This window comes from Streptomyces sp. NPDC006529, assembly GCF_040611795.1.
In the GTDB taxonomy this organism is placed as follows: Bacteria; Actinomycetota; Actinomycetes; order Streptomycetales; family Streptomycetaceae; genus Streptomyces.
This window is the reverse complement of sequence record NZ_JBEXPB010000002.1, coordinates 120,406-136,830: the sequence shown is the minus strand read 5'-3', so window position 1 is coordinate 136,830 and position 16,425 is coordinate 120,406. Positions and strand designations below refer to the sequence as shown.

The following is a 16,425-nucleotide window of genomic DNA, read 5'->3' as shown; positions in this document are numbered from 1 at the left end:
ACTTTTCGCATCTCGACGACCGACCGCCCGTTCCACGACCTGCTCCTGCGCTCGCTCCGCTTCCGCACCCGGCGGGCCCTGCGCCCGCTGCGCGGCCCGGCCGGCCGGAGCCGGGCGGCCGGGGCGCCCCGGGCGGACCTGGCGGGCCGGGTGGACGCGGGGGGTCAGGCGCGGTGCGCGGTGGGCTCGTCGACGGGTGAGCCGGCCTGCGCCGGCACGCCCGTCGGGCCCGTCCCGAAGGGGTACTCGCGCAGCTTGCGCCAGACCCCGTCGGAGCCCTGCTCGTAGAGCGCGAAGCCGGTGCAGCGCCACTCCGCGTCGTAGTCGGCGAGGGACTCGAAGGCCAGGTCCATCGCCTCTTCGGAGATCCCGTGGGCGACCGTGACGTGCGGGTGGTAGGGGAAGGCCAGCTCGCGGCTGACCGGGCCGTGCGGGTCGCGGAGCTGGGCCTGGAGCCGGGTGCAGCCCGTGGCGCCCTCGACGACCTTGACGAAGACCACGGGCGAGAGCGGCCGGAAGGTACCCGTGCCGCCCAGCCGCATCGCGAACGGGCGGAAGGCCGCCGCGACCTCGGCCAGGTGGGCGCGGATCGCGGGCAGCCGGTCCGCGTCCACCTCCGTCGGCGGCACGAGGGTGACGTGGGTGGGGATGCCGTGCGCGGCAGCGTCCCCGAAGCCGGCGCGCCGCTGCTGGAGCTGGCTGCCGTACGGCTCCGGGACCGCGATCGAAACGCCGAGCGTTACGGTCCCCACGTATGTCTCCTCCGTCATCTGATGCGGTCGTCCGGATGCGTCTGTGCGCGGCCTGTGCGAGGTCTTCCGCCCCCAGTGTGAGGGCAGCTCTGCCAAACGGCCAGAGTCGCAGGTCCCAGCCGTTCGAGGGCCCTCGGTCAGTGCTTGGCGGGCAGGAAACCGAGCCGGTCGTAGGCGCTCGCGAGGGTCTGCGAGGCGACCGCGCGGGCCTTGTCCGCGCCCTTGGCGAGTACGTCGTCCAGCGTCGCCGGGTCGTCGAGGTACTCCTGGGTGCGCTGCTGGAAGGGGGTGACGAAATCGACCATGACCTCGGCCAGGTCGGTCTTGAGCGCGCCGTAGCCCTTGCCCTCGTACTTCTCCTCCAGGACCGGGATCGCCGTACCGGTGAGGGTGGAGTAGATCGTGAGCAGGTTGCTGACGCCGGGCTTGTGCACGGCGTCGAAGCGGATCTCGGCCTCGGTGTCGGTGACCGCGCTCTTGATCTTCTTCGCGGTGGCCTTGGGCTCGTCCAGGAGGTTGATCAGGCCCTTGGGGGTGGACGCCGACTTCGACATCTTGACCGCCGGGTCCTGGAGGTCGTAGATCTTCGCGACCTCCTTGACGATGTGGGCGGCCGGGACGGTGAAGGTCTCGCCGAAGCGCTGGTTGAAGCGCTCGGCCAGGTCGCGGGTCAGCTCGATGTGCTGGCGCTGGTCCTCGCCGACCGGGACGGCGTTCGCCTGGTACAGCAGGATGTCGGCGACCTGGAGGATCGGGTACGTGAACAGGCCGACGGTGGCGTTGCTCGCGCCGGACTTCGCGGACTTGTCCTTGAACTGGGTCATCCGGCCGGCCTCGCCGAAGCCGGTGATGCAGTTCATGACCCAGCCGAGCTGCGCGTGCTCGGGCACGTGGCTCTGCACGAAGAGGGTGCAACGCTCGGGGTCGAGGCCGGCGGCGAGCAGCTGGGCGGCGGAGAGCCGCGTATTGGCGCGGAGTTCCTTCGGATCCTGCGGCATGGTGATCGCGTGCAGGTCGACGACCATGTAGAAGGCGTCGTGTGATTCCTGCAGGGCGACGTACTGCCGAATCGCTCCGAGGTAGTTCCCGAGGTGGAACGAACCGGAGGTGGGCTGGATACCGGAGAGCGCGCGGGGACGGTCAGAGGCCATGCCGCCATTCTCTCAGGTGCGGGGGCGGTCTTCGGCCCGCGCTGGCCTGAACCGGGCGCCTCCGGCGGGGGGGCGGGGGTGGGGGTGGCCGCCGGTGCCGCGTCGGCGGCCGTACCCGTGCGTAGGGGGTCGGCTTGATCTTGCGCGAATCAAGCGACCGCTTTCCGCCGCCGGCGCCGGGGCCGTGGGCGCCACCGGCCGCCCGCCGGGGGCGCGCCTCAAACGCCGGCGAGGCCGGGGACGGTGCCGGTCGGTGCCCCGGCTGACCCTCCGCGGGCCGCCTCAAACGCCGGCGGGGCTGGAGGGGTGGCACCGGGCAGTACCCGGCTGACCCTCCGGGGGCGCCTCAAACGCCGGCGAGGCTGGAGGGGTAGCGCCGGACGGTGCCCGACTGACCCTCCGGGGACGCCTCAAACGCCGGCGAGGCTGGAGGGGTAACGCCGGACGGTGCCCGGCTGACCCTCCGGGGACGCCTCAAACGCCGGCGAGGCTGGAGGGGGTTGCGGTCATCCAGCAGCGCTGGCCGCGAATCCGGTCTCGCCGACCTCGTCGGCGTTCGCGGGGTCCCGGCCCGGCAACCTCAGCTCCGCTGGCGATTGAAGCCCCCGCCCCGGCAAATTCAGCCCCGCCGGCGATTGAGGCGCCCCCGGAGGGCAGAGCAAGCCGCAGGCAGGGCAGCACCCCCGGCCCCCATCCAGCCCGCCGGCGATTGAGGCGCCCCCGGAGGGGAGGGCCGGCCGCAGGCAGGGCGGCACCGGCGGCCCACCCGGTCCCGCCGACCCGGCAAATTCAGCCCCGCCGGCGATTGAGGCGCCCCCGGAGGGGAGGGCGGGCCGCAGGCAGGGGCGCCGCCCCGCGACCCGCCCGACCAGCCCGGAGAAGGGCGCAGGGGCGTCAGGCCACCGGGAGGCCCGGGGCCGGGAAGGTGGCCATCAGGGAGGTCACCTCGGCGCGGATCGCCGCCAGCGCCGCCTCGTCGGCCGCGGCCCCGGCCGCGACGCCGCGCGCGATCCAGTCCGCGACCACCGGCATGTGCTCCGGCCGCAACCCCCGCGACGTCAGCGACGGCGTCCCGATCCGCACCCCCGAGGGATCGAACGGCTTGCGCGCGTCGTACGGCACCGTGTTGTAGTTCACGACGATCCCCGCCCGGTCCAGCGCCTTCGCCGCCACCTTCCCCGGCACCCCGCGCGAGGTGAGGTCCATCAGGATGAGGTGGTTGTCCGTACCGCCCGACACCAGGTCGAAGCCCCGCTCCAGCAGCGCCGCCGCGAGCGCCTTCGCGTTGGCGACCACCCCGTGCGCGTACGAGACGAACGCCGGCTGCGCGGCCTCGTGCAGGGCGACCGCGATGCCCGCCGTGGTCTGGTTGTGCGGCCCGCCCTGGAGCCCGGGGAAGACGGCCTTGTCGATGGCCTTCGCGTGCTGCTCGCGGCACATCAGCATCGCCCCGCGCGGCCCCCGCAGGGTCTTGTGCGTGGTGGTGGAGACGACGTCCACGTGCCCGACCGGGCTGGGGTGCGCGCCACCGGCGATCAGGCCCGCGATGTGCGCGACGTCGGCCACCAGCACCGACCCCGCCTCCTCGGCGATCTCGGCGAAGGCGGCGAAGTCGATGGTCCGCGGCAGCGCCGTGCCACCGCAGAAGATGACCTTCGGCCGCTCCTTGAGGGCCAGGTCGCGGACCTCGTCGAAGTCGATCAGGCCCGTGTCCGCGCGCACCCCGTACCGCACGCCCCGGAACCACGTCCCGGTCGCCGACACGCCCCACCCGTGCGTCAGGTGCCCGCCCATCGGCAGTGCCATGCCCATCACGGTGTCGCCGGGCTCGGCGAAGGCGAGGTAGACGGCCAGGTTGGCCGGGGAGCCGGAGTACGGCTGGACGTTCGCGTGGTCCACGCCGAACAGGCCCTTGGCCCGCTCGATCGCGAGCGCCTCGATCCGGTCGATGTTCTGCTGGCCCTCGTAGTAGCGGCGGCCCGGGTACCCCTCGCTGTACTTGTTCTGCAGCACGGTGCCGGACGCTTCCAGCACGGCCGCGGACACGTAGTTCTCGCTGGGGATCAGGCGCAGGGTATCGGCCTGCAGCTGCTCCTCCGCCGCGACGAACGAGGCGAGTTCGGGGTCGGTCGCGAAGAGGGCGGGGTGGCGGCTCGCGGACATGGCGGCTCCTCCGGGGTCGATGTCGTGGTCGTCCCCGCGAGGCCCAGGCGAGCGGCCCTTGATGCGGTCCTGCGCGCACGACTTCCCCGGAGTTCGTTCTCCGTGCGCCAGTCGCCGTGCGTGCCGCCCAGCTTAGCGGCCGCGCCGCGGATGAGGTTTCCGCGTCCGCCTGGTGAGCGAGATAGACAATGACGCCACCCTCGTCACTGTCCCGCACGGACGAAACGGAGACCCCGTGTCGACTCAGACCGACGCACAGAGCAATGCCGCCACGTCGGCGGCGATCAGCGCCGCCGACGCGCACAGCGCGCACAACTACCATCCGCTCCCCGTCGTCGTCGCCTCGGCGGAGGGCGCGTGGATGACCGATGTGGAGGGCAAGCGCTACCTCGACATGCTCGCGGGCTACTCGGCCCTGAACTTCGGCCACGGCAACCGGCGCCTGATCGACGCGGCGAAGGAGCAGCTGGAGCGGGTCACCCTCACCTCGCGGGCCTTCTTCCACGACCGCTTCGCCGACTTCTGCGGCGAGCTGGCGGCGCTGTGCGGCAAGGAGCTGGTGCTGCCGATGAACACGGGCGCGGAGGCGGTGGAGACCGCCGTGAAGACCGCGCGCAAGTGGGGGTACGAGGTCAAGGGCGTCCCGGACGGCCAGGCCCGGATCATCGTCGCGTCGAACAACTTCCACGGCCGGACGACGACCATCGTCTCCTTCTCCACCGATGCCGAGGCCCGCGACCACTACGGGCCCTACACGCCCGGGTTCGACATCGTCCCCTACGGCGACCTCGACGCCCTCGCGGCGGCCGTCACGGACACCACCGTCGCCGTGCTGCTGGAGCCGGTCCAGGGCGAGGCGGGAGTGCTGGTGCCGCCGGCGGGCTACCTGGCGGCCGTACGGGAGCTGACGCGCGAGCGGAACGTGCTCTTCATGGCGGACGAGATCCAGTCGGGGCTCGGGCGGACCGGGAAGACCTTCGCGCTGGACCACGAGGGGGTCGTGCCGGACGTCTACATCCTCGGCAAGGCGCTCGGCGGCGGTGTGGTGCCGGTGTCGGCGGTGGTCGCCGACCGGGACGTGCTCGGGGTCTTCCACCCTGGCGAACACGGCTCGACCTTCGGCGGCAACCCGCTGGCCTGCGCGGTCGCCCTGGAGGTGATCGCGATGCTGCGCACCGGCGAGTACCAGCAGCGCGCCACCGAGCTGGGCGACCACCTGCACCGGGAGCTGGGGCTGCTGGTGGGCGGCGGCGCGGTGACGGCCGTGCGCGGGCGCGGGCTGTGGGCCGGGGTGGACATCGATCCGGCGCTCGGCACGGGCCGGGAGATCTCCGAGAAGCTGATGGAGCGGGGCGTCCTGGTCAAGGACACCCACGGGTCCACGATCCGGATCGCCCCGCCGCTGGTCATCAGCAAGGAGGACCTGGACTGGGGCCTCGACCAGCTGCGGGCGGTCCTCTCCGCCTGACGCCGGCGCCGGGAAGGGACGGACTAGAGGATGACGTGGGGCAGGAAGCGGGCGTACTCGTCCGTGACCGGCCCCGCCGATTCCCGGATGCCGAGCCCCGCCGCCTCGTCCTCGACGACCCACGCGCCGAGCACCACCCGGTTGCCGTCGAAGTCGGGCAGCGCGGCGAGGCCCTGGAAGCACACCGGGCCCTCGTCCGCGTCGGCGGCCGGGGGCTCGTACGGCGGCGCGCCCACCGGGTGCAGGGTGACGCCGGCGCCCTCGCGGCCCAGCAGCGGCTTCACGGCGTACCCCGTGGTGCGGGCCAGCTCGCGCGGGCCGTCGAGGTAGGCGGGGAGCAGGTGGGGGTGGTCCGGGTACAGCTCCCACAGGATCGCCAGCAGGGCCTTGTTGGACAGCAGCATCTTCCAGACCGGTTCGATCCACAGCGTGGAACCGGAAGCTCCGCCGAGGTCCATGGTGTCGAGCACCTGGGGGCCGAACGCGTCCTCGGCCAGCCACTCCCACGGGTAGAGCTTGAAGCAGCTGCGGATGAAGCGGAGCTTCTCGTCGACGAACCGGCCGGAGAGCCGGTCCCAGCCGATCCGCTCCACGGAGAGGGCCTCGGTCGCGAGCCCGGCCTGCGCGGCGGTCTCCTGGAGGTAGGCGACCGTCATCAGGTCCTCGCCCAGTTCGTCCGCCTCGGAGTGCGCGAAGTGCACCGGCCCGGGCGGCAGCAGCGGGGCCTGGCGGCGCCAGGCCTCGACGAGCCGCTCGTGCAGCGAGTTCCACTGGTCGGCGCCGGGGAAGCGCTCCTCCATCCAGAACCACTGCGGACCGGCCGCCTCCACCAGCGAGGTCGGGGTGTCCGCGTTGTACTCCAGCATCTTGGCCGGGCCGCCCGCGCCGTCGTAGCGCAGGTCGAACCGGCCGTACAGGGAGGGCTGTTCGGCGCGCCGCCGCCAGGACTCGGCGATCCGGGCGACGAGCCGCGGGTCGGTGATCCCGAGGTCGGCGTAGCGGTCGTGCGCGACGATGTGCGCGGCCGCGGCCAGGCACATCGTGTGCAGCTCCTCGACGACCTCTTCGAGCGCCTCGACCTCGGGGAGGGTGAACGAGTAGTACGCGCTCTCGTCCCAGTAGGGGCGCAGGGAGTCGTCGGGGTAGCGGGTCAGCGGGTAGACCAGCCCCTGCTCCTCGACGATGCGCTGCCAGTCGGGGCGGGGCTCGATGGTGTGGCGGCGCACCCTCAGCCGCCGCTGCTCTTGGAGCCGCCGCCGATGCCGCCGCGGCTGACCGCGGACTTGTCGAAGCTGCCGCCGGTGGCCTTGCCGTTGCTGGTGGTGCCGCCGTAGTAGTAGGTGCCGTGGCCGCCGCTGCGGCACTCCTTGTCGTCGAGCTTGTTCAGCGAGGTCTTCGAGACGCACCGCCGGTCGGGCTCGTCGCTCGATCCGCAGGCGACGAGGGAGGCGGCGAGCAGTCCCACGCCGCCGAGGGCGACGGCGCCGGAGCGCATGCGCCGCCGTGCCGTACCGCTGCTGTTGTCCATGGACGGGCTCCCCCTGGCCGGTGCTGTTGGCCCCCACCCTAGAGCGGGGCGCCCCACCGATGGAATCCGGCCGTCTACAGTTCGTCGCGTGCTGATCGGGATGGTGTGCGCGCTCGCTTCCGCGGTGTGTTTCGGTACGGCGTCCGTGCTCCAGGCGGTGGCCGCGCGGGCGGCCGAGCCGGGGACGGGGTCGGGGGTCGACCCGGCGCTGCTGCTGCGGGCGCTGCGGCAGTGGCGGTATCTGGCCGGTCTGAGCCTGGACGCGGTCGGCTTCGTCTTCCAGATCATCGCCCTGCGCTCGATCCCCATCTACGCCGTGGGCGCGGCGCTGGCCGCCAGCCTCGCGGTGACCGCGGTGGTGGCGGCGCGGCTGCTGAAGGTCCGCCTCAGCGGTACGGAGTGGGCGGCGGTCGGCGTGGTCTGCCTCGGGCTCGCCCTGCTGGGCCTCGCCTCCGGGGAGGAGGGGTCGCGGCCGGGGAGTACGGCGCTCAAGTGGTCGATGCTGGGGGCCGCGGCGGCGGTGCTGCTGGTGGGGGCGGCGGCGGGGCGGCTGCCGGGGCGGGCGCGGGCGCTGGTCCTGGGGCTGGGTGCGGGGACGGGCTTCGGGGTGGTGGAGGTCGCGGTCCGGCTGATCGACGGCTTCGCGCCGGGGGCGCTGGTTTCGAACCCGGCGACGTACGCGCTGCTGCTGGGGGGTGGGGCGGCGTTCCTGCTGCTCACCTCCGCCTTGCAGCGCGGGTCGGTGACGGCGGCCACGGCCGGGCTGGTGCTGGGGGAGACGGTCGGGCCGGCGGTGGTGGGCGTGGTGTGGCTCGGGGACCGGACGCGGGAGGGGCTGACCTGGCTCGCGGTCCTCGGCTTCGTGGTCGCGGTCACCGGTGCCCTTGCCCTGGCCCGCTTCGGCGAACCGCCCCCGCCGCCGCCCCGGCCCCGGGCCGACTGACCCCGGACGCGGCGCGCCCGCTGTGCCCCTGGCGGCGCCTCAAACGCCGGCGGGGCTGAATCCGCCCCGCCTCCCGGATCCTGCTCCGCCGAGCCGGGCCGGGCAGCCGACCTCCCCACCGCTCGCCTCCGGCGGCGCCTCAAACGCCGGCGGGGCTGGATTTGCCCCCTCCGCCGAGCCGACCTCGCCGAGCTGCCGACTCCCCCAGCCCCGCCGGCTGGATTTGCCCCCTCCGCCGAGCTGCCGACCCCCCAGCCTCGCCGGCGTTTGAGGCGCCGCCGGAGGCAAGGGGCTCGGCGCGGGTCTTACGGCAGGGTCGCTCGGAGGGCCGCCAGGGTGGGGGTCCAGGCGCTGTCGGAGGGGGTGCCGTAGCCGACGATCAGGGCGTCGCGCGGCGGCATGGCGGCGTCCGGGTGCCGGAAGCGGGCCAGGCCCTCCAGGGCCAGTTCCTGCCAGGCGGCCGACTGGAGGAGCGAGCGCTCCGTCCCCACGGGAAGGTCCAGCACGGCGTGCAGACCCGCCGCGATGCCGGACACGGCGACCCGCGACCCCACCGCCGCCACCAGCTCGTCGCGCCGCCGCCGGTACCGCAGCCGCATCCCCCGCACGTGCCGGTCGTACGCCCCCGACGTGATGAACTGCGCCAGCGTCAGCTGATCCAGCGCGCTGGACGTCCAGTCGGTGCGGCCCTTGACCGCGAGGAGTTCGTCCACCAGTCCCGGCGGCGCCACGATCCAGCCCATGCGCAGGCCCGGCGCGAGGGACTTGCTGGCGGTGCCGAGGTAGACCACCCGGTCCGGGTCGAGGCCCTGGAGGGCGCCGACCGGCTGCCGGTCGTAGCGGAACTCGCCGTCGTAGTCGTCCTCCAGGATCAGGCCGCCGGTCGTCCGCGCCCAGTCCACGGCGGCCGCCCGCCGCCCGGGCGTCAGCGCGACCCCGGTGGGGAACTGGTGCGCCGGGGTGAGCAGGACCGCTCCCACCCCCGCCCCGAGCCCGGCCAGCTCCCCCGTCCGCGCCCCGGAGGCGTCCAGCCCCAGCGGCCGGGTCCGCAGCCCGCCGCGTGCCAGGAGGTCGCGGTGCACGTCCAGGCTGTACGCCTCCACGGCCGCCTCCCGGACCCGGCGCGCCCGCAGCAGCCGGGTCATCAGCTGGAGCCCGTGCGCGAAGCCGGAGCACAGCACGATGCGTTCGGGGTCGGCGTAGACCCCCCGCGCCCGGGCCAGGTACCCGGCCAGCGCCTCGCGCAGTTCCACCCGGCCGCGCGGGTCGCCGCCGTAGCCGAACGCCTCGTTCGGGGCGTCGGTGAGCGCCCGCCGGGCCGCGCTCAGCCAGGCCGCGCGGGGGAAGCCGCCGAGGTCCGGGGAGCCGGGCATCAGGCTGTACGAGGGCCCCCGGCGCGCGGGGCGGCGTACGGGCGCGGCCGCGGCGGCCCTGCGCGCCCGCGCCCGCTCGGCGACCCGGGTCCCGGAGCCCTGGCGGGCGGTGAGCCAGCCCTCGGCGACGAGTTCGGCGTAGGCCTCGGCGACCGTGTTCCGGGCGATTCCGAGGTCGGCGGCAAGGGTACGGGAGGAGGGGAGCCGGGTTCCGGGGGCGAGCCGTCCGCCCCGCGCGGCCTCGCGCAGCGCTTCGGTGAGACCGGCCCGCAGACCGCGTCCCGCGGACAGCTCCAGATGCAGGTCAGCGCCGAAAGTGGCCCAGGAATCCGTCATGAACATGGACCATATCGCTGGGCCGTCCGGTCCGTACGGTGAACCCATGACCACGAACGCACCGCACACCGCCCACGTCCACCACGCCCCCGAGCACACCCCCCGGATGCAGATCGCCAAGCTGGCCCCCGAGGTCTACAAGGCGGTCCTCGCCCTGGAGATCGCCTCGAAGAAGGGCCTGGACCCGGCCCTGGTCGAGCTGGTGAAGATCCGCGCCTCGCAGCTGAACCACTGCGCGTTCTGCCTGGACATGCACTCCAAGGACGCGATCGCGGCGGGCGAGAGCGTCGAGCGGATCGTCCAGCTCGCGGCCTGGGAGGAGTCGCGGCACTTCTACACCGAGAAGGAGCTGGCCGCGATCGAGCTGACGGAGGCCGTGACCGTCCTGACCGACGGTTTCGTTCCCGACGCGGTGTACGAGAAGGCCGCGAAGCACTTCGAGGAGGCCGAACTGGCCCAGCTGATCGCCGTCATCGCGACGATCAACGTCTGGAACCGGTTCGGCGTCACCACCCGTCTGGTGCCGGGGCACTACACCCCGGGCATGTACAAGAACTGACTGCGGACCGGCTACGGACGGAAGGCCCCGACCGCCGCCGTGAGGTGGTCCTGGGTGGTCTCCCACTCGCCGGCCGGTCCGGCCGCCAGCAGGGCCCACTTGTTGCCGTCCTGGGCGAAGAAGACCCGTTCGACGCCCCGGCGGCGGCCGTGGGACTCCGCGCTGTCGTACTCGTAGACCAGCTCGCAGGCGCCCGAGCCGCCCGGGACCGCGCCGACCTTGACCTCCGTGTAGCCGCTGGTGCGGTTGCGCAGGTCCGCCGAGGCCCCCTTGACCGCGTCGAGGGGGCTCAGCTCCGGTTCGACCACCCGGAAGACCTGGAGCAGCGAGGAGCGGTCGGCGGAGCGGTAGAAGACGCCGTTGCCGGGATCGTCGCGAGTCCAGCCCCGGGGCACGGCGACGGTGAAGCCCTTCGGGTCCTCCAGCGTCACGTGGCCCGCCGAGGACGCGGACGCCGAGGCGGACGCGCTGGGCCCGGCGCTGGCGCTCGCGACGGCCGAGGGCCCGTCGGAGGCGCTCCCTGTCGGGTCCGGGGAGGCGGAGGCCGAGACGCTGGGCGTCCCGGTGCCGTGCGCCTGGTCGGGCGCGGCGCCGCCGGAGTCGCGCAGCACGAACCACACGACCGCCGCGCCGATCGCGACGGCGGCCACCGCGATGCCCGCCGTGGCCGGGGTCAGCCAGCGCCGCGGCGGCCCGTCCGGGCCCCTGCCGTCCGGGCCGGGGTAGAGCGGCGGGGCGGGCGGGTACAGCGGCTGCGCCTGCACCGGCAGCTGCCGGTCGGGGCCGGCCGGGGGCCAGGCCCCCGGGTCCGGGGGCCCGTACACCGGACCGCCGGGCGGCGGCCCGTAGAGCGGCACGGCGGGCGGCGCGGCGGCCGGTTGCGTCGGCGCGGCGGCCGGTTGCGCGGGCGGTACGGGCGGCTGCGCGGGCACCGTCGGCGGGGCGGCGGGCGGCGCCGCGGAGCCCGGGGCGGCGGGGGCGGAGTCCCAGATCCAGCGCTGGGCCTGCGAGTCCCAGCGGGGCGTACCGGGGGCTGCGGGGGGCACGGTTCAGCCTCCCAGGGTGACGAGCAGGGCGCCGAGCGCGGTCGCCGCGTTCAGCGGTTCGATCAGCGGGGCCCAGCGGGTGAGGGCCGCGCGCAGCCGCTCGGGCAGCCCGGGCCGGATCACGGCCGCGTCCTCCAGATCGCCGGCGACCTCGTCGAGTTCGGCGTCGAGCGCGCTGCGCTCCGCGCCGCGGGGCAGCCGGACCAGCGCGGCGCGCAGGTCCCGTACCGCTTCCAGCAGTTCCTCGGGGCCGGGCACGGCCGCGGCGCCGCCGACGTGGTGGTGGACCGTGTTGGTGTTGCCGCTGCCGCCGATGCTGAAGGCGCTGTCGCTGACATCGCCGAATCGGACGGCTGGTCCGGCGTCCTCGCCGTGTCCCCCGCCGTTCCCCCGGCCGGGTGTCCGGCCCTGTTCCTGCTGCTCACCGCTGGTGGCCACCGCTGCTCCTCCTCCTGCCCGCGTGGGTGGTGTTGGTGTGTCCGCTGCCGCCGATGCTGAAGGCACTGTCGTTCACCGACTGGATGAACACCCCGCCCTCGGCGACCGTGACCGCGCGCTGGGCGAACTCCTCGGTGTGCCAGCCCGCTTCGTGCAGGGCCAGTGTCACACCGCTGACCACCCGGTCCTGAATGGTTTTCAGGTACCGGTCGAGGTCCATGAGGTGGAAGAGCGACCCGTTGTCCTGGGAGGCCAGTTCGCGCACCGAGAGACCGGGGCCCTCGGGCAGGGCGCCGCCGTGGCCGCCGGTGGCGATCCGCCACCAGCTGGCGGTGCCGCGGCCGAGGATGGCGACGGACGAGGCGAGCGAGCCGGGGGTGTGGCGCACCGCCCAGGCCGCCTTGCCCAGCCAGTTGTTGTGGAGGTAGCGGTGGGCGTCGGCGTCGGCGTTCTGGAAGACGGTGCGCAGCGGCAGCAGGACGTGCGGGGCGACCTCCAGCATCATCATGCCGCCCTGGGTGTGAACGCGGACGAAGAGGGTGACGACGAGGTTCTCGTCCCAGCCGCCGACCCGGATGCGCAGGAAGTGGCGGCGGCGTTCGCCGCCCTCCTCGACGGCGCCGTTCAGGTGCTCGGTCCAGGCGTCGGGGGTGAGCGGGACAGCGTCGCGGTGCGGCAGCCCGCCGGCGGGCAGGAACACGCACTCGTCGACGACGAGTTCGCGCAACCGGTCCAGTACGGCGGCCTCGGCGGCCGGGGAGCCGTGCGGCGAGGGCACCCGCAGGGCCTGGAGCAGCGGGACGATCCGGCGCACGAGGTGGCTGTTGGTGACGGGGACGGCCTTGCGGTCGGGGCCGAGGTCCTCGCGCGGGCGCAGCTCGACCGAGAGGTGCCACGGGTAGTACGGATCACCTGCGCCGCAGAACGGGTCGTTGACGTTGTACATGATCAGCGGGTTGTGCTGCTCGGCGCGGACCCGGCCGCGGATCCGGGTGAAGCGGACGCCCTGGGCGGTCTCGGCGGGGTCGCCCGCGAGGTCGGCGTACCGGCCCGGGGAGAGTTCGCCGGCGATGGCGCGGGCGGCCTGGCCGCGCTGCAGCCAGACGAGCGTGACCAGCGCGAGGAAGACGGCGAGCACCCACCACAGGGGGGAGCCGCCGGGGCCGGAGGAGCGGGCGGACGCGTAGTCGTCGTAACCGGAGTAGTAGCCGTCCGAGGGGCCGGTGACGGAGCCGGAGAAGCCGTCCAGCAGGGTTTCGGCGCCGAAGCCGCCGAGCCCCCCGAAGGTGTTGGCCGCCCCCACCAGCGCGGTCACCAGGATCACCAGCAGCACCCAGGTGTAGACGCGCAGCACCACGCCGAGGAAGCGCACCAGCCTGCTGTCCTGGCGGCGCAGCCAGCCGGAGAGGCTCAGCAGGAGGAAGGGCAGCAGCAGGGCGACCAGGGCGCCGCCGGTGAGGATCATGCCGACGAACCAGGCGCCCACTATCCCGGCGGCCCAGCCGAGTTCGGCGCGGCGGGCGCGCAGCGCGTGGGCGAGGACGCGGGCGGCGTCGAAGCCGTACGAGGGGGCGACGATGCGCTCCGCGTGGACGTACAGCTCGTCGATGACGCGGTCGCGGTAGGCGGCGTCGAGGTAGGTGCCCGCGCACAGCATCCGGCCCGCTTCGCTGAGCGCGGGATGGACGGGGGGCCGGCCGCCCCGGACGTCGTCCCCGGCGGCGCCACGGTCGGCAGGTGTGGGCTGGTGGGGAAGAGGGAGGTCGGTCACCGGGCGACCTTAGATTTCTTTTACCTCGCCGGACAGTCGGATCCCGGCCAAAACAGTCCTGTTCACGCCGAAGCGCCCCGGCCGGGTCCGGCCGGGGCGCACAGGGGGCGGGGTCACCGACGTGACCGCGCGGGGGTGGTGGCGTCGACTAGATGAGGCCCAGCTCGCGGACCGCGTCGCGCTCCTCGACCAGCTCGGCCACGGAGGCGTCGATGCGGGCGCGGGAGAACTCGTTGACGTCCAGGCCCTGGACGATCTCGTACGAGCCGTTCTTCGTGGTGACCGGGAAGGAGGAGATGATCCCGGTCGGGACGCCGTAGGAGCCGTCCGAGGGGATGCCCATGGAGGTCCAGTCGCCCTCGGCGGTGCCGTTGACCCAGGTGTACACGTGGTCGATGGCGGCGTTGGCGGCCGAGGCGGCCGAGGACGCGCCACGGGCCTCGATGATCGCCGCGCCGCGCTTGGCGACGGTCGGGATGAAGTCGTCGGCGAGCCAGGCCTGGTCGGCGATGAGTTCGGCGGCGTTCTTGCCCGCGATCTCCGCGTGGAAGATGTCCGGGTACTGGGTGGCCGAGTGGTTGCCCCAGATGGTCAGGCGCTTGATGTCGGAGACGGCGGCGCCGGTCTTGGCGGCCAGCTGCGAGATCGCGCGGTTGTGGTCGAGGCGGGTCATCGCGGTGAAGCGCTCGGCCGGTACGTCCGGGGCCGCGGCCTGCGCGATGAGCGCGTTGGTGTTGGCCGGGTTGCCGACGACGAGGACCTTGATGTCGTCCGCGGCGTTGTCGTTGATGGCCTTGCCCTGGGGCTTGAAGATGCCGCCGTTGGCCGCGAGCAGGTCGCCGCGCTCCATGCCCTTGGTACGCGGGCGGGCGCCGACGAGGAGGGCGACGTTCGCGCCGTCGAAGGCCTTGTTGGCGTCATCGGTGATCTCGATGCCGCGCAGCAGCGGGAAGGCGCAGTCGTCGAGCTCCATGGCGGTGCCCTCGGCGGCCTTGAGGCCCTGCGGGATCTCCAGGAGGCGCAGGTTGACCGGCACGTCCGGGCCGAGCAGGTGACCGGACGCGATGCGGAAGAGCAGCGCGTAGCCGATCTGGCCGGCGGCGCCGGTGACGGTGACATTCACGGGAGTGCGGGTCATGGCCTTCTCCGTTAGACAGCTGGCGGTGGGGCGTCCCCGCCCCATGTGCTGGAGGACGCCGCTCCATATCCGCAGTACATCTTGACGTGAAGAGACATCCGTCGTCAGGCTATCCGACCCGGGGGCGGCCCATGCGCCGGGTCCCTGTGGTCCACGGCACACGCACGGGTGCGCCGGCCGGGATTCCCCCGGCCGGCGCACTCGTTCAGGCTGCGGCCCGGCCCTGCTGCCTGGCTTCCGCCAGCAGGTCGGCGAACCTCCTGCGGGCCACCGCGATCTCCCCGGCCAGCGCCCGCGCGGTGCGCTCGGCCGGTACGCACCTGCGCGGCCGGGGGTGGCCCGCGGCGGGCTCCGGGGCGGGAGCGCCCTCCGTGGCCCCGGGGTCCGGGGCCGGGCCCTCCACGGTGAGGTCCCAGGTGTTCCACCAGGTGCCGCCGGCCCGGCGGTCCTGGCCCAGCTCCCGGAACACCGCTTCGATCCGCAGCGCCAGCCCGGCCGGTCCGTGCGCCCCGACCCAGATGCTGAACTCTGCCTCGGGGACCTCCAGCCGGATCTGGCTGCCGATGAAGGAAGCACTGATCAGACCGGGGATGCGCTGGGCGGAGACCGCGGCGGCCAGATGGATCGCCGGGCCCTGCACCTGGACGGGCCGCCGGTTCATTCCGACCCCTCCCGGGAGCGGCGCGGTCCGCCCGAGGCCCCGACGGACACCGGGGACGGTCCGGGGGTGGCGACGGGTGCGGGCGCTGTGACCGCCCGGGCCGCCTCGGCCTGCTCGGCCACGGCTTCCGGCGAGCGCCGCGCGTTGCGCATCGCCTCCCGCGCCACCGACAGGAAGAACGCCGGGTAGCTGCGGTCGACGTACTTCGCCAGGGTGGTGACCTCCTCGTGCCGCGCCCGCAGCCGGTTGATGGACACCGTCATCGCCGCGTGGTGCTCGACGTGCAGGTTGTTGCCGTTGGTGTACCAGGTGCTGAACCAGCTCCCGGTGATGGAGCGGGTGTTGCGCAGCACGTCCGTGGTCTCCGTGTCGCACAGGATGTGCTCCGGCAGCTCCAGGAAGAAGTGCATCGGCGCCGCGACGAGCAGCGGCAGCACCCACAGTTCCAGCACCGGACCGCCGTACCCGGCGAGCGCCAGGGCCACCGCCGCCACCGGCAGGACGGCCATCCACCGGTACTCGGACATGATCTCGCCGCGCCTGCGGTCGGAGATGTCCCCGGCGTCGTACTCCCAGGTGCCGCGCCAGCTGCGGACGATCTCGCGGCCGATCACCCACAGCCGGGTGTAGTCGAAGGCGCCGCGCGCCAACATCCCCCAGGTGAGGGGGGCCCTGGTGTCGAAGCCGAAGAACTCCGAGTCCTGCGGGGTCCCGAGCGCCTTGTGGTGCTGCAAGTGGCGCACCCGGTAGTGGGTGTACGACACGAGCAGCGGCAGCCCGAGCGGGATCCCCACGATCCGGTGGGGCTTGGCGGAGGTGAAGGCGGTGTGGTGCAGCGCCTGGTGCTGGAGCTCCACCATGTGCGTGTAGACGGCGGCGAGCAGCACCACGCCCGCCGCGGAGGGCAGCAGTCCGTCCTGCGCCGTGAGGAGGACGCCCGCGGCGACGAGCGCGGCGGCGACGAACAGTTTGATGAGGTAGACGGTCTGGTCGTGCCCGGTCACGCGGGCTCGTGCGTACAGGAGCTGCGGCTTCCGGGGTATTTCTGCGATCGGCATCGATTCCACCCGTTCTCGACGTTCCCTGTCCCGGCTGTCC

The 16,425-nt window shown here is 73.8% G+C and carries 15 protein-coding genes and 1 riboswitch; of the genes, 3 read left to right on the top strand and 12 right to left on the bottom strand.

Annotated elements, in window-relative coordinates:
* Positions 1-164 precede the first annotated feature (164 nt).
* The 3 genes from ABZY31_RS02530 to glyA form a co-directional block, all read right to left on the bottom strand.
* The gene (locus tag ABZY31_RS02530; protein WP_356404002.1) at positions 165-752 is read right to left on the bottom strand and encodes a 2'-5' RNA ligase family protein; all 588 of its coding nucleotides are present in this window, start codon (positions 750-752) and stop codon (positions 165-167) included.
* Between the two features lie 137 nt (positions 753-889).
* A complete protein-coding gene (trpS, locus tag ABZY31_RS02525) occupies positions 890-1,903 on the bottom strand; it encodes a tryptophan--tRNA ligase (RefSeq protein ID WP_356403999.1) in 1,014 nt (337 codons plus the stop codon).
* An 894-nt stretch (positions 1,904-2,797) separates the two neighbouring features.
* A complete protein-coding gene (glyA, locus tag ABZY31_RS02520; RefSeq protein ID WP_356403996.1) occupies positions 2,798-4,066 on the bottom strand; it encodes a serine hydroxymethyltransferase in 1,269 nt (422 codons plus the stop codon).
* A 34-nt stretch (positions 4,067-4,100) separates the two neighbouring features.
* Positions 4,101-4,191, bottom strand: a riboswitch (ZMP/ZTP riboswitch).
* A 110-nt stretch (positions 4,192-4,301) separates the two neighbouring features.
* Here glyA and rocD point away from each other — a divergent pair.
* On the top strand, positions 4,302-5,534 hold the full coding sequence (gene rocD / locus ABZY31_RS02515) for an ornithine--oxo-acid transaminase (RefSeq protein ID WP_356403993.1): 1,233 nt from the start codon (positions 4,302-4,304) through the stop codon (positions 5,532-5,534).
* A 23-nt stretch (positions 5,535-5,557) separates the two neighbouring features.
* Here rocD and ABZY31_RS02510 read toward each other — a convergent pair whose 3' ends face one another.
* Entirely contained in the window at positions 5,558-6,760 is a 1,203-nt protein-coding gene (locus ABZY31_RS02510; protein WP_356403990.1) for a glutathionylspermidine synthase family protein, read from the bottom strand.
* A 2-nt stretch (positions 6,761-6,762) separates the two neighbouring features.
* On the bottom strand, positions 6,763-7,062 hold the full coding sequence (locus ABZY31_RS02505; RefSeq protein ID WP_356403987.1) for a hypothetical protein: 300 nt from the start codon (positions 7,060-7,062) through the stop codon (positions 6,763-6,765).
* 100 nt (positions 7,063-7,162) lie between these two features.
* Here ABZY31_RS02505 and ABZY31_RS02500 point away from each other — a divergent pair, with 100 nt between their 5' ends.
* Positions 7,163-8,005: a hypothetical protein gene (locus ABZY31_RS02500; RefSeq protein ID WP_356404399.1), complete on the top strand. Its 843-nt coding sequence runs from the start codon at positions 7,163-7,165 to the stop codon at positions 8,003-8,005.
* 305 nt (positions 8,006-8,310) lie between these two features.
* On the opposite strand, the gene ABZY31_RS02495 is transcribed toward ABZY31_RS02500, so the two are convergent.
* Positions 8,311-9,714 (bottom strand): PLP-dependent aminotransferase family protein, encoded by a 1,404-nt coding sequence (locus tag ABZY31_RS02495; RefSeq protein ID WP_356403985.1) that lies wholly within the window; start codon positions 9,712-9,714, stop codon positions 8,311-8,313.
* 46 nt (positions 9,715-9,760) lie between these two features.
* Between ABZY31_RS02495 and ABZY31_RS02490 the strand changes: the two genes are divergently transcribed.
* Positions 9,761-10,273, top strand: a complete 513-nt coding sequence (locus ABZY31_RS02490; RefSeq protein WP_356403982.1) for a carboxymuconolactone decarboxylase family protein — start codon at positions 9,761-9,763, stop codon at positions 10,271-10,273.
* 11 nt (positions 10,274-10,284) lie between these two features.
* Here ABZY31_RS02490 and ABZY31_RS02485 read toward each other — a convergent pair whose 3' ends face one another.
* The 6 genes from ABZY31_RS02485 to ABZY31_RS02460 form a co-directional block, all read right to left on the bottom strand.
* A complete protein-coding gene (locus ABZY31_RS02485) occupies positions 10,285-11,319 on the bottom strand; it encodes a hypothetical protein (protein ID WP_356403979.1) in 1,035 nt (344 codons plus the stop codon).
* 3 nt (positions 11,320-11,322) lie between these two features.
* Positions 11,323-11,757: a hypothetical protein gene (locus ABZY31_RS02480; RefSeq protein ID WP_356403976.1), complete on the bottom strand. Its 435-nt coding sequence runs from the start codon at positions 11,755-11,757 to the stop codon at positions 11,323-11,325.
* Positions 11,741-13,528: a hypothetical protein gene (locus tag ABZY31_RS02475; RefSeq protein ID WP_356403973.1), complete on the bottom strand. Its 1,788-nt coding sequence runs from the start codon at positions 13,526-13,528 to the stop codon at positions 11,741-11,743. Before ABZY31_RS02475 ends, ABZY31_RS02480 begins: the two co-directional genes overlap by 17 nt.
* 148 nt (positions 13,529-13,676) lie before the next feature.
* On the bottom strand, positions 13,677-14,666 hold the full coding sequence (locus ABZY31_RS02470) for a malate dehydrogenase (RefSeq protein WP_356403970.1): 990 nt from the start codon (positions 14,664-14,666) through the stop codon (positions 13,677-13,679).
* A gap of 205 nt (positions 14,667-14,871) precedes the next feature.
* The gene (locus ABZY31_RS02465; protein WP_356403967.1) at positions 14,872-15,327 is read right to left on the bottom strand and encodes a hypothetical protein; all 456 of its coding nucleotides are present in this window, start codon (positions 15,325-15,327) and stop codon (positions 14,872-14,874) included.
* Positions 15,324-16,385 (bottom strand): fatty acid desaturase, encoded by a 1,062-nt coding sequence (locus tag ABZY31_RS02460; protein ID WP_356403964.1) that lies wholly within the window; start codon positions 16,383-16,385, stop codon positions 15,324-15,326. Before ABZY31_RS02460 ends, ABZY31_RS02465 begins: the two co-directional genes overlap by 4 nt.
* Positions 16,386-16,425: the final 40 nt, after the last annotated feature.